Source organism: Enterobacter cloacae complex sp. HYC033_NIDB, from assembly GCF_056673335.1.
In genome coordinates, this window is the sequence record NZ_CP115123.1 from 1285497 (window position 1) to 1298961 (window position 13465).

Sequence of the window (13465 nt, forward strand, 5' to 3'; positions counted from 1 at the left end):
TAAGTAAACTCCAACCATTTTGAAATTTGGTTTTAAAATCAAAGCGCTGTTTCTGCAAATATTTGCAAAAACTGATTGAGAGCGAGGTCACACTATGCCGGGCAAGTTAAAAATGGAGGAGATCGCATCCCTGACGGGATATTCCGTGAGCACGGTTTCCAGGGTGTTGAGCGGCAAGTCTTATACCAGCGATAAGGCCCGGGAAGCCATTGTCCGCATCGCACGGGAGCTTGGCGTGCTGGAGTCGATGGCGAGCGGACGGCTTTTAATTAACGGAATCGCTGTATTTGCGCCTGAAAGAACGTTTCAGGGTCGTGGGGATATTTTTTATCTGGAAGTGACCAAAGGCATTGCGGAAGCCAGCGCGCCACATAATGTCTGGATCAGTTATTGCGGATTAGAGGAACAGAATGCGGACGTGAAATTATTTATGGAAAAGGCAAGCCATAAAAATATTAACGCAATAATTATCATTGGTACGGATGATTCCACCATATTTAAGCTGGCCAGCACGCTGAATAAACCCTGTGTATTAATTAATTCCGTCGACCGGGACCGGGTGCTGGATTCGGTTTCGCCCGATCATCGCGCAATCGGCTTTACCACGATGCAATATCTTTTCGAGCAGGGGCATCGCCGGGTGCTGACCATCACCTGTTTACGCCGGGACACGCTCTATGCCCGGCTGGATGGAATTAAAGAAGCGTACCGGCATTTTCATGTGGCGTTTGAGCCGCAGCGGGATTTACTGGTCACGGAGTGGTTTACCGCTGAAGAGGCTGAGCGCGAGCTGGATGCGTGGCTGTTACGTCACGACAGAGCGCAGTGGCCTGAGGTCATTTTTCCCAACAGCACCAGCATGACCGAGGGTGTGCTGAAGGCGTTACAGCGGCATGGGCTGCGCGTGCCGGAAGACATCTCCATCATCACCACCGATTTTGCGTGGAATTTAGCAAACCGGCTTGAAAAGCCCATTACGGGGATCACGGTGCCCTGTCGGGATTTGGGTATAGAAGCGGTGCATTTGCTGCAAACGCGGCTCAACCGACCACAGGCGCCAGTGTTTAACCTGTTGTTGCAGGGGAAAGTCATTGATTACGGTTCGGTGAGTAATGCCACGCGCCACGCGGCTCGCGTGGCGCTGATGCAGTAATCAGGCCTGCTGGGGAGGCAGGCAAACGCCAATGCCGCCGATACCGCAGTAGCCGTACGGATTTTTATGCAGGTACTGCTGGTGGTCGTCTTCGGCATAGTAGAACGGTTTCGCGGTAGCGATTTCCGTCGTGACCTGACGTTTATCACCGGCCGCCTGCATCGCTTCCTGGAAACGCGTCAGGCTGGCGTGGGCGGCGGCCTCCTGCTCTGGGGTGAGCGGGTAGATGGCCGAACGGTATTGGGTGCCGTGATCGTTACCCTGACGCATGCCCTGTGCCGGGTCATGGTTTTCCCAGAACACCTGGAGCAGCTGTTCATAGCTAATGACGCTCGGGTCATACACCACACGCACCGCTTCAGCATGACCGGTCTCACCGGAACAGACTTCGCGGTAGGTTGGGTTAGGCGTATATCCTCCGGTGTAGCCCGCAGCGGTGCTGTACACGCCCGGCAGTTGCCAGAACAGGCGTTCTACGCCCCAGAAGCAGCCCATGGCAAACAGGGCGATCTCCATTCCATCAGGAACGTTTGTCATTGAATGGTTGTTTACGGCGTGTAATGTTGCCACTGGCATAGGGGTGTTGCGTCCCGGTAACGCATCGGCTTGTGATACCAGATGCTTTTTATCGAATAAACTCACGGTGGGGCCTCCCGGGTAGCGTTGTTTCGGTTAAGGTTGTCACGAAGCGTTTAATTGAACACAATAAATGCGATGAATGAGTCTAGATTTAATCATAAGAAATATTTGGGTGTTACACCCTTTTTCAACCCGTAATTTGGGTTTTTGGCTTTCAGGCCGTATTTTGCCGCGGAGCGGCACTGCATTTGCTTCCAGGGTGGAAACAGGGATATTCAGGAGAAAACGTGACAAAGATCCGCCAGTTATGTTTAGTCAGCTTACTGCTGACCAGCGGGATTGCCAGCGCGGCGAATGTCCGTTTGCAGGTTGAGGGGTTATCCGGGGCGCTGGAAAAAAACGTGCGTGCGCAGCTTTCTACTATCCAGAGCGATGAGGTCACGCCGGATCGGCGTTTTCGCGCGCGCGTGGATGACGCCATCCGCGAAGGCTTAAAGGCGTTGGGGTACTACGAACCCACCATCGATTTCGATTTACGCCCGCCGCCGGCGAAAGGACGCCAGGTGTTGATTGCCCGCGTCTCGCCGGGCGAACCCGTCCTGATTGGCGGCACGAACGTGGTGCTGCGCGGCGGTGCGCGCACCGATCGGGACTACCTGGATCTGCTCAGCACCCGTCCGAAAGTGGGCACCGTGCTCAATCACGGGGATTACGATCGTTTTAAAAAATCCTTAACCAGCGTTTCGCTGCGCAAAGGCTACTTCGACAGCCGGTTCAACAAAAGCCAGCTGGGCGTTGCGCTTGAGCGACGTCAGGCATTCTGGGATATCGATTACGACAGCGGCGAGCGCTACCGGTTTGGCGATGTGACCTTCGAAGGATCGCAAATCCGTGACGAGTATCTGCAAAATCTGGTGCCGTTTAAAAAGGGCGACTACTACCAGTCCAGCGACCTGGGCGAGCTGAACCGTCGTTTGTCCGCGACGGGCTGGTTTAACTCCGTGGTGGTAGCGCCGGAATTTGATAAATCCCGTAAAACGAAAGTGTTACCGCTGCATGGCGTGGTCTCTCCGCGCACCGAGAACACCATTGAGACCGGTGTCGGCTACTCCACGGACGTCGGCCCGCGCGTGAAAGCCTCATGGAAAAAACCGTGGATGAACTCCTACGGCCACAGCCTGACCACCAGCGTCAGCCTGTCTGCGCCTGAACAGCAGCTGGACTTCAGCTATAAAATGCCGCTGCTGAAAAATCCGCTTGAGCAATACTACCTCGTGCAGGGCGGCTTTAAGCGTACCGATTTGAACGATACCGAGCAGGACTCGACGACGCTTGCGGTATCACGCTTCTGGGATCTCTCCAGCGGCTGGCAGCGCGCCATTAACCTGCGCTGGAGCCTCGACCACTTTACCCAGGCAAACGTCACCAACACCACCATGCTGCTTTATCCGGGCGTGATGATCAGCCGTACCCGCTCGCGCGGTGGCCTGATGCCGACCTGGGGCGATTCTCAGCGCTACTCCATCGATTACTCCAACACCGCCTGGGGCTCCGACGTAGACTTCTCCGTCTTTCAGGCGCAAAACGTCTGGATCCGCACGCTGTACGACAAACACCGCTTTGTGATGCGCGGTAATCTCGGCTGGATCGAAACCGGTGATTTCGAACGCGTCCCGCCGGATCTGCGCTTCTTCGCCGGGGGCGACCGCAGCATTCGCGGGTATAAGTACAAATCGATCTCACCTGAAAACGACAAAGGCCAGTTGACCGGGGCGTCAAAACTGGCGACTGGCTCGCTGGAGTACCAGTACAACGTCAGCGGCAAGTGGTGGGGAGCGATGTTCGTTGACGGCGGTGAAGCGGTGAACGATATCCGCCGCAGCGATTTCAAAACCGGCGCGGGCGTAGGCGTGCGCTGGCAGTCACCGGTCGGGCCCATCAAGCTCGATTTCGCCGTTCCGGTGGGCGACAAAGACGAACACGGTTTACAGTTTTACATCGGTCTGGGGCCTGAATTATGAGTTTATGGAAGAAGATAAGCCTCGGGGTGCTGATTTTTATCGTATTACTGCTCGGTACGGTGGCGTTTCTGGTGGGCACCACCACGGGCCTGCATCTGCTGTTTAATGCCGCGAACCGCTGGGTGCCAGGGCTGGAAATCGGCCAGGTAACGGGCGGCTGGCGCGATCTGCGCCTGAAAAATATCCGTTATGAACAGCCCGGTGTGGCGGTGAATGCGGGCGAGTTTCATCTGGCGGTCAAGCTCGGCTGCCTGCGGGACAGCCAGCTGTGCGTAAACGATCTGTCGCTAAAAGACGTTAACGTGGCGATAGATTCCAAAAAAATGCCGAAGTCCGAGCCTGTCGAAGAAGAGGACAGCGGCCCGCTGAACCTCTCCACGCCGTACCCGATTGCGCTTTACCGGGTCGCACTGGATAACGTGAATATCAAAATCGACGACACGACGGTATCCGTGATGGATTTCACTTCCGGTCTGCGCTGGCAGGAGAAAAACCTCACCCTGACCCCAACCTCCCTGCAAGGGCTGCTGATTGCGCTACCGAAGGTGGCCGACGTGGCGCAGGAAGAGATCGTCGAGCCGAAGATCCAGAACCCGCAGCCGGAAGAAAAACCGCTGGGCGAAACGCTGAAAGATCTCTTCTCGAAACCGGTTCTGCCGGAGATGACCGACGTGCATCTGCCGCTGAACCTCAATATCGAAGAGTTTAAGGGCGAGCAGTTGCGTCTGACCGGCGATACCGATCTGACGGTCTTCAACATGCTGCTTAAAGTCAGCAGTATCGACGGCAACATGAAGCTCGACGCGCTGGATATTGATACTAACCAGGGGTCGGTCAACGCCTCAGGCAATGCGCTGCTGCGCGACAACTGGCCGGTAGATATTACGTTGAATAGCGCCCTGAACATCGATCCGCTGAAAGGCGAAAAGGTGAAGGTGAAAGTCGGCGGCGCGCTGCGCGAGAAGCTGGAGTTCGGCGTGAACCTTTCCGGCCCGGTGGATATGGTGCTGCGCGGACAAACCCAGCTGGCAGAGGCCGGTTTACCGCTCAACCTTGAGGTGGTCAGCAAGCAGCTTTACTGGCCGTTCACCGGCGAAAAACAGTTCCAGGCTGACGATCTGAAGCTGAAGCTAAGTGGCAAAATGACCGACTACACGCTGTCGTTCCGCACGGCAGTGAAGGGGCAGGGGGTACCGCCCGCCGATATCACCCTGGATGCGAAGGGTAACGAGTTGCAGGTTAACCTCGACAAGCTGACCGTGGCGGCGCTGGAAGGAAAAACCGAGCTGACCGCGCTGCTCGACTGGCAGCAGGCGATCAGCTGGCGCGGCGAGCTGAAGCTGACCGGGATCAACACCGCTAAAGAGGTCCCGGACTGGCCGTCAAAACTGGATGGCCTGATCAAAACCCGCGGTAGCCTGTACGGTGGCACCTGGCAGATGGACGTGCCGGAACTCAAGCTCACCGGCAACGTGAAGCAGAACAAAGTCAACGTAGAGGGCTCGCTTAAGGGCAACAGCTATCTCCAGTGGGTGATCCCGGGCCTGCACGTGGCGCTGGGTCGCAACACGGCGGATATCAAAGGCGAGCTGGGCGTGAAAGACCTCAATCTGGATGCCACCATCGACGCGCCAAATCTCGATAACGCCCTGCCGGGTCTTGGCGGCACGGCGAAGGGGTTAGTGAAGGTTCGCGGTACGGTGGAGGCGCCGCAGCTGCTGGCGGACATCACCGCCAATAACCTGCGCTGGCAGGAACTTTCTATTGCCCGCGTACGCGTCGAGGGGGACGTGAAATCCACCGATCAGATCGGCGGAAACCTGGATCTGCGCGTGGAGCGTATCTCTCAGCCGGACGTGAACATCAGTCTGGTCACGCTGGCGGCAAAAGGTAACGAAAAGCAGCACGATCTCCAGCTACGCGTGCAGGGCGAGCCGGTCTCCGGGCAGCTGCACCTGACGGGCAGTTTTGACCGCCAGGCGACGCGCTGGAAAGGCGTGCTGGATAACACCCGCTTCAGCACGCCGGTCGGCCCGCTGGTGCTGTCGCGGTCTGTCGCGCTGGATTACCGCAACGCGGAGCAAAAGATCAGCATTGGGCCACACTGCTGGACCAACCCGAATGCTGAGCTGTGCGTGCCGCAGACCATTGATGCGGGCGCGGAAGGACGCGCGCAGATCAACCTCAACCGTTTCGACCTGGCGATGCTGAAACCGTTTATGCCGGAAACCACCCAGGCCAGCGGGGTCTTCAGCGGCAAAGCGGACGTCGCGTGGGACACCACCAAAGAGGGACTGCCGCAGGGCAGCGTTACCCTCTCCGGACGTAACGTGAAGGTGACGCAGGAGGTCAATGACGCGCCACTGCCGGTGGCGTTCGACACCCTGAATGTGAACGCTGACCTGCGTAACAATCGTGCGGAACTGGGATGGCTGATCCGCCTGACCAACAACGGTCAGTTTGACGGACAGGTGCAAATTACCGATCCGCAAGGGCGGCGCAATCTCGGCGGCAACGTCAATATTCGTAACTTCAACCTGGCGATGGTGAATCCGATCTTCTCGCGGGGAGAAAAGGCGGCGGGGATGCTCAGCGCCAACCTGCGTCTGGCGGGGGATGCGCAAAGCCCACAGCTGTTTGGCCAGATGCGGTTAAACGGTGTGGACATTGACGGTAACTTTATGCCGTTCGATATGCAGCCAAGCCAGCTGACGATGAACTTTAACGGCCAAAGCTCAACCCTCAGTGGCTCAGTGTTGACGCAGCAGGGACAAATCAACCTGAGCGGTGACGCAGACTGGAGCCAGCTCGACAACTGGCGCGCCCGTATTGCGGCCAAGGGCAGCAGGGTGCGTATCACGGTACCGCCGATGGTGCGCCTGGACGTGTCGCCAGACGTGGTCTTTGAGGCAACGCCGAGTCTCTTCACCCTGGACGGCCGTGTTGACGTACCGTGGGCGCGCATCGTAGTTCACGAGGTGCCGGAAAGCGCGGTTGGCGTCTCCAGTGACGAAGTTATGCTCAATGAAAATCTGAAACCTGTTGAACAGAAGAGCGCTGGCATACCGATCAATAGTAATCTTATCGTGCACGTGGGGAATAACGTGCGTTTGGACGCGTTTGGGCTGAAGGCGAGACTCACGGGTGACCTGAAAGTGGCGCAGGATCAACAGGGACTTGGCCTCAATGGACAAATCAATATTCCTGAAGGGCGCTTCCATGCCTACGGGCAGGATTTGATTGTGCGTAAAGGCGAGCTGCTGTTCTCCGGTCCACCGGATCAGCCGGTACTCAATATCGAAGCGATCCGTAACCCGGAAGCCACCGAAGATGATGTGATTGCAGGCGTGCGCGTGACGGGCTCCGCCGATGAACCTAAGGCAGAGATCTTCTCTGACCCGGCCATGTCGCAACAGGAAGCGCTCTCTTACCTCCTTCGCGGCCAGGGTCTGGATAGCCAACAGGGCGATGGTGCGGCAATGACATCAATGTTAGTCGGTCTGGGGGTTGCACAAAGTGGTCAGGTTGTGGGTAAAATCGGCGAGACGTTTGGCGTAAGCAATCTGGCGCTGGACACTCAGGGCGTGGGTGACTCTTCGCAGGTAGTGGTCAGCGGCTATGTACTGCCGGGTCTACAGGTAAAATATGGCGTGGGGATCTTTGACTCACTGGCTACACTCACGTTACGTTATCGCCTGATGCCTAAGCTATATCTGGAAGCAGTGTCCGGCGTAGACCAGGCACTTGATCTGCTCTATCAGTTTGAGTTTTAGCAATGCGAATATTTGTTTACGGCAGTTTACGAACCAGGCAAGGCAACAGCCACTGGATGACCAACGCCCAGTTGCTGGGAAATTACACAATCGAAAACTACCAGTTGTACAGTCTGGGCCACTATCCAGGCGCGGTTCCGGGGAACGGAACGGTACAGGGTGAGGTTTATCGTATTGATAATGCCACGCTGGCCGAACTTGATGCCTTGCGCACCAGGGGCGGTGAATACGCTCGCCAGTTGATCCAGACGCCTTACGGCAGTGCATGGATGTACGTGTACCAACGTTCGGTCGACGGGTTAACGTTGATTGAAAGCGGTAACTGGTTAGACAGAGACCAGTTCTGAAAAACGACAACGCCACCGTAAGGTGGCGTTGTCGTTTTGCGCCGTAGGCCCGTGCAAGCGTAGCGCCGCCGGGCGATACTCCTCAATCGCACGGGTTACCAGGAGCGACAGGCACAAAAAAGCCCCGACGCGCGGGGCTTAGTCTCAGCAGTAAGAATTACTTCTTAGCAGCACGTTCGAAAGAGGCGATGATTTCTGCTTTCGCCGCTTCTGCGTTATCCCAGCCTTCAACTTTAACCCATTTGCCTTTTTCGAGATCTTTGTAGTGCTCGAAGAAGTGGGCGATCTGCGCTTTCAGCAGCTCTGGCAGGTCGTTCACATCTTTAATGTGATCGTACTCTTTGCTCAGCTTGGTGTGCGGTACGGCAACCAGTTTCGCATCTTCACCCGCTTCGTCAGTCATTTTCAGCACGCCAACAGGACGGCAGCGAATGACGGAGCCTGGCTGCAATGGATATGGCGTTGGGACCAGGACGTCAACCGGGTCACCGTCCAGAGACAGAGTGTGGTTGATGTAGCCGTAGTTGCACGGATAGAACATGGCGGTAGACATGAAACGGTCAACGAACAGCGCACCGGTGTCTTTGTCGATTTCGTATTTGATTGGATCTGCGTTGGCCGGGATTTCGATCACAACGTAGATGTCTTCTGGCAGTTCTTTACCCGCAGGGACGTTGAGTAAGCTCATGTCGGTGTCCTTTAAAATGGATGGTAAACAAGTGGCAGGTATTATAGCCAACTGGCGCTGAAAGTCTCCGCCTGTTTTCGTCTTCTCTCCCTCGCGCCTTCACTTTTCAGACCGTTTCCATGACAGGATAATCCATAAACTCAGCCGCATTTTAAATGTTGAAATGAAAGCGATTACAAACTTGTGATTAACGTTTTATTCACTTTTCTGAAGTGTGATGTAACGCAATCCGTAACATATTCCATTGGCTATAGTTCATCCGCGGAACATCTTTTAACCAACAATAACCTACCCTACGAGGACGTTCATATGTGGAAGCGCTTACTTCTTGTTACAGCAGTTTCGGCAGCCATGTCGTCTATGGCGATGGCCGCACCCTTAACCGTTGGATTTTCGCAGGTCGGATCTGAATCTGGCTGGCGCGCCGCTGAAACGAATGTGGCGAAAAGTGAGGCCGAAAAGCGCGGTATTACGCTGAAAATCGCCGATGGTCAGCAAAAGCAAGAGAACCAGATTAAAGCGGTGCGCTCGTTTATCGCTCAGGGCGTGGATGCCATCTTTATTGCCCCGGTTGTCGCCACGGGCTGGGAGCCGGTGCTGAAGGAAGCCAAAGATGCTGAAATTCCGGTCTTTCTGCTCGACCGTTCCATCGACGTAAAAGACAAATCTCTCTATATGACCACCGTCACCGCCGATAACGTGCTGGAAGGCAAACTGATTGGTGACTGGCTGGTGAAGCAGGTGGATGGCAAGCCGTGTAACGTGGTTGAGTTGCAGGGCACCGTCGGGGCGAGCGTGGCTATCGACCGTAAGAAAGGTTTCGCGGAGGCCATCGCCAAAGCACCAAACATTAAGATCATCCGTTCTCAGTCCGGCGACTTCACCCGCAGCAAGGGTAAAGAGGTCATGGAAAGCTTCATCAAGGCAGAAAATAACGGCAAAAATATCTGCATGGTTTACGCCCACAACGACGACATGGTGATCGGCGCCATCCAGGCCATCAAAGAAGCGGGCCTGAAGCCGGGCAAAGATATCCTCACCGGCTCGATCGACGGCGTACCGGACATCTACAAAGCGATGCTTGACGGCGAAGCGAACGCCAGCGTGGAGCTGACGCCAAATATGGCGGGCCCGGCATTCGATGCGCTGGAGAAATTCAAGAAAGACGGCACCCAGCCTGAGAAGTTGACCATCACCAAATCCACGCTCTACCTGCCGGACACGGCGAAAGAAGAGTTAGAGAAGAAGAAAAATATGGGCTACTGATCCAGTGAAATTGCCGGGTGGCGCTGCGCTTACCCGGCCTACGATACGCTCTTTTGTAGGCCGGATAAGCGTAGCGTCATCCGGCCTGATGCAGGGGGAAACCATGACCACCGAACAACACCAGGAAATCCTCCGCACAGAGGGCCTGAGTAAATTTTTCCCTGGCGTTAAGGCGCTGGATAACGTTGATTTCAGCCTGCGGCGTGGGGAGATCATGGCGTTGCTCGGCGAAAACGGGGCGGGGAAGTCGACGCTGATTAAAACCCTGACCGGGGTCTATCACGCCGATCGCGGCGCTATCTGGCTGGAAGGTAACGCCATTTCGCCCAAAAACACCGCGCATGCCCAGCAACTGGGGATCGGCACGGTCTACCAGGAAGTGAACCTGCTGCCAAACATGTCGGTAGCGGATAACCTGTTTATTGGCCGCGAACCCAGACGTTTTGGCCTGCTGCGCCGCAAAGAGATGGAAGCGCGCGCCGCGAAGCTGATGGAATCGTATGGCTTCTCTCTCGACGTGCGCGAACCGCTGAACCGTTTTTCCGTAGCGATGCAGCAAATCGTCGCGATCTGTCGCGCTATCGATCTCTCGGCGAAAGTGCTGATCCTCGATGAACCCACCGCCAGCCTCGATACCCAGGAAGTGGAGATGCTTTTTACCCTGATGCGCCAGCTGCGTAATCAGGGCGTCAGCCTGATTTTCGTGACGCATTTCCTCGATCAGGTTTACGAGGTGAGCGACCGTATAACGGTGCTGCGCAACGGCAGCTTTGTCGGCTGCCGGGAAACCCGCGAGCTGCCGCAGATAGAGCTGGTCAAAATGATGCTGGGCCGCGAGCTGGAGACCAACGCGCTTCAGCGCGCGGGCCGTACGCTGCTGAGCGAAAAACCGATCGCCGCGTTTCACGATTACGGCAGAAAAGGGACCATCGCGCCGTTTAACCTCGAGGTACGCCCCGGTGAAATTGTGGGTCTGGCGGGGCTGTTAGGCTCCGGGCGCACCGAAACCGCCGAAGTCATCTTCGGGATCAAACCTGCCGACAGCGGAACGGCGCTGATCAAAGGCAAACCGCAAACGCTACGTTCACCGCATCAGGCGTCGTGCCTCGGCGTGGGCTTCTGTCCGGAGGACAGGAAAACGGACGGGATTATTGCCGCCGCCTCGGTGCGGGAAAACATCATTCTGGCGCTACAGGCCCAGCGCGGCTGGCTGCGTCCGATCCCTAAGCGCGAGCAGAACGCGATTGCCGAGCGCTTCATCCGCCAGCTCGGTATCCGTACCCCGAGCGCGGAACAGCCCATCGAGTTCCTCTCGGGCGGTAATCAGCAGAAGGTTCTCCTCTCTCGCTGGCTGCTCACCAAACCGCAGTTCCTGATCCTCGACGAGCCCACGCGCGGTATCGACGTGGGCGCGCACGCCGAAATCATCCGGCTTATCGAAACGCTTTGCGCCGACGGTCTGGCGCTGCTGGTGATCTCGTCTGAGCTGGAGGAGCTGGTCGGCTATGCCGATCGCGTCATCATCATGCGCGATCGCAGGCAGGTGGCAGAGATCCCGCTGGATAAACTGTCGGTTCCGGCGATCATGAATGCCATCGCGGCGTAAGGAGTCAAATGTGATGTCCCGTTCTCTTTCGCAAACTGGCGAAGCGAAGCGCCGCTTCACCTGGCCGACCGGCACGCCGCAAATCGTGGCGCTGCTGCTGGTGCTGCTGGTGGATAGCCTGGTGGCTCCGCATTTCTTTCAGATTGTCGTGCAGGATGGCCGCCTGTTTGGTAGCCCAATCGACATCTTAAACCGTGCCGCGCCCGTGGCGCTGCTGGCGATTGGTATGACGCTGGTCATTGCCACCGGCGGGATCGACCTCTCCGTCGGTGCGGTAATGGCGATTGCGGGCGCCACCGCCGCCTCGATGACCGTCGCCGGGCACAGCCTGCCGGTGGTTCTGCTGGCCGCGCTGGGCTCCGGTGTATTAGCCGGGCTATGGAACGGCATTCTGGTCGCAGTGCTCAAGATCCAGCCGTTTGTCGCGACGTTGATTTTGATGGTGGCCGGGCGCGGTGTGGCGCAGCTTATCACCTCCGGTCAAATCGTCACCTTTAACTCCCCGAGCCTGGCGTGGATCGGCAGCGGTAATTTTCTGTTCTTCCCGACGCCGGTGATCGTCGCGCTGGTGACGCTGGTGGTGTTCTGGCTTTTCACCCGCAAAACGGCGCTCGGGATGTTCATCGAAGCGGTGGGGATTAACATTCGGGCCGCGAAAAACGCCGGGGTAAATACGCGGCTGATGGTGATGCTGACTTACGTGCTGAGCGGCGTCTGTGCTGCGATTGCCGGGGTGATCGTGGCCGCCGATATTCGCGGAGCGGATGCCAATAACGCCGGACTCTGGCTCGAGCTGGATGCGATCCTCGCGGTGGTTATCGGCGGTGGATCGCTGATGGGCGGACGTTTTAATCTGCTGCTCTCGGTGGTGGGGGCGTTGATTATTCAGGGTATGAATACCGGTATTTTGCTCTCCGGGTTCCAGCCGGAGCTGAATCAGGTCGTCAAAGCGGTCGTGGTGCTTATCGTACTTATCGTGCAGTCGCCGCGCTTTATCACTCTCATTAAGGGGAACCGCGGTCATGATAAAACGTAATTTGCCGTTAATGATCACGCTGGGCGTGTTCGTGCTGGGGTACCTCTATTGCCTGACCCAGTTCCCGGGCTTCGCCTCCACGCGGGTGATTTGCAACATCCTGACCGACAATGCCTTTTTAGGCATTATCGCCGTCGGCATGACGTTTGTGATCCTCTCCGGCGGGATCGACCTCTCCGTTGGGTCGGTGATCGCCTTTACCGGCGTGTTCCTTGCCAAGGCGATTGGCTTTTGGGGGATTTCGCCGCTGCTGGCTTTTCCGCTGGTGCTGGTCATGGGCTGCGCGTTCGGCGCCTTTATGGGGCTTTTGATCGATGCGCTGAAAATCCCGGCCTTTATCATCACCCTCGCCGGGATGTTCTTCCTGCGCGGCGTGAGCTATCTGGTGTCGGAGGAGTCAATTCCAATTAACCATCCGATCTACGACACGCTCTCCAGTCTGGCGTGGAAAATTCCCGGCGGGGGGCGCCTGAGCGCAATGGGGCTGCTGATGCTGGGCGTGGTGGTGATCGGGATCTTCCTCGCCCACCGTACCCGATTTGGTAACCAGGTTTATGCCATTGGTGGCAGCGCCACGTCCGCGAACCTGATGGGAATTTCCACGCGCAGCACGACTATTCGCATCTACATGCTTTCGACCGGGCTGGCCACCCTCGCGGGGATTGTATTCTCGGTTTATACCCAGGCAGGCTATGCCCTGGCGGGGGTGGGCGTTGAGCTGGACGCCATTGCCTCGGTAGTGATTGGCGGTACGCTGCTCAGCGGCGGAGTGGGGACAGTCCTCGGCACGCTGTTTGGCGTGGCGATCCAGGGGCTGATTCAGACCTATATCAACTTCGACGGCACGCTCAGCTCCTGGTGGACCAAAATCGCTATCGGCATTCTGCTGTTTATTTTTATCGCGCTCCAGCGCGGCCTGACGGTGCTGTGGGAGAACCGCCAGAGCTCGCCTGTTACCCGGGTGAATACATCTTTAACAGAGCGATAACATGCTGA

General features: G+C 56.9%; 10 protein-coding genes. 8 read left to right on the forward strand and 2 right to left on the reverse strand.

All coding sequences use genetic code 11. From position 1 onward, the window contains the following. Positions 1 to 94: 94 nt before the first annotated feature. The gene (locus O1721_RS06120; RefSeq protein ID WP_023302973.1) at positions 95 to 1153 is read left to right on the forward strand and encodes a LacI family DNA-binding transcriptional regulator; all 1059 of its coding nucleotides are present in this window, start codon (positions 95 to 97) and stop codon (positions 1151 to 1153) included. Here the strand turns inward: O1721_RS06120 and msrA are convergent, their stop codons facing one another. Continuing rightward, positions 1154 to 1795 (reverse strand): peptide-methionine (S)-S-oxide reductase MsrA, encoded by a 642-nt coding sequence (msrA, locus tag O1721_RS06125; protein ID WP_006810351.1) that lies wholly within the window; start codon positions 1793 to 1795, stop codon positions 1154 to 1156. A gap of 224 nt (positions 1796 to 2019) precedes the next feature. Here msrA and tamA point away from each other — a divergent pair, with 224 nt between their 5' ends. Genes tamA through O1721_RS06140 form a run of 3 tightly spaced genes read left to right on the forward strand, consistent with a single transcriptional unit; the run spans position 2020 to position 7873 of the window. Further along, the gene (tamA, locus tag O1721_RS06130; RefSeq protein ID WP_032647013.1) at positions 2020 to 3753 is read left to right on the forward strand and encodes an autotransporter assembly complex protein TamA; all 1734 of its coding nucleotides are present in this window, start codon (positions 2020 to 2022) and stop codon (positions 3751 to 3753) included. Continuing rightward, positions 3750 to 7526, forward strand: coding sequence for an autotransporter assembly complex protein TamB (gene tamB, locus O1721_RS06135; RefSeq protein WP_032608368.1), 3777 nt, complete (start codon positions 3750 to 3752; stop codon positions 7524 to 7526). The genes tamA and tamB overlap by 4 nt, the downstream gene beginning before the upstream one ends. A 2-nt stretch (positions 7527 to 7528) precedes the next feature. After that, a complete protein-coding gene (locus O1721_RS06140) occupies positions 7529 to 7873 on the forward strand; it encodes a gamma-glutamylcyclotransferase family protein (RefSeq protein WP_017383925.1) in 345 nt (114 codons plus the stop codon). Positions 7874 to 8030: 157 nt separating this feature from the next. Here the strand turns inward: O1721_RS06140 and ppa are convergent, their stop codons facing one another. After that, entirely contained in the window at positions 8031 to 8561 is a 531-nt protein-coding gene (gene ppa, locus O1721_RS06145; protein WP_006810347.1) for an inorganic diphosphatase, read from the reverse strand. Between the two features lie 309 nt (positions 8562 to 8870). Here ppa and ytfQ point away from each other — a divergent pair, with 309 nt between their 5' ends. From ytfQ to yjfF, 4 genes are all read left to right on the forward strand, one after another. Next, complete coding sequence (gene ytfQ, locus O1721_RS06150) at positions 8871 to 9827, forward strand: galactofuranose ABC transporter substrate-binding protein YtfQ (protein ID WP_032647019.1); 957 nt, start codon at positions 8871 to 8873, stop codon at positions 9825 to 9827. A gap of 103 nt (positions 9828 to 9930) precedes the next feature. Next, on the forward strand, positions 9931 to 11433 hold the full coding sequence (gene ytfR, locus O1721_RS06155; RefSeq protein ID WP_017383923.1) for a galactofuranose ABC transporter, ATP-binding protein YtfR: 1503 nt from the start codon (positions 9931 to 9933) through the stop codon (positions 11431 to 11433). 10 nt (positions 11434 to 11443) lie between these two features. After that, entirely contained in the window at positions 11444 to 12469 is a 1026-nt protein-coding gene (gene ytfT, locus O1721_RS06160; RefSeq protein ID WP_017383922.1) for a galactofuranose ABC transporter, ATP-binding protein YtfT, read from the forward strand. Next, entirely contained in the window at positions 12456 to 13457 is a 1002-nt protein-coding gene (gene yjfF / locus O1721_RS06165) for a galactofuranose ABC transporter, permease protein YjfF (RefSeq protein ID WP_017383921.1), read from the forward strand. Before ytfT ends, yjfF begins: the two co-directional genes overlap by 14 nt. The last annotated feature ends 8 nt before the right edge of the window (positions 13458 to 13465 follow it).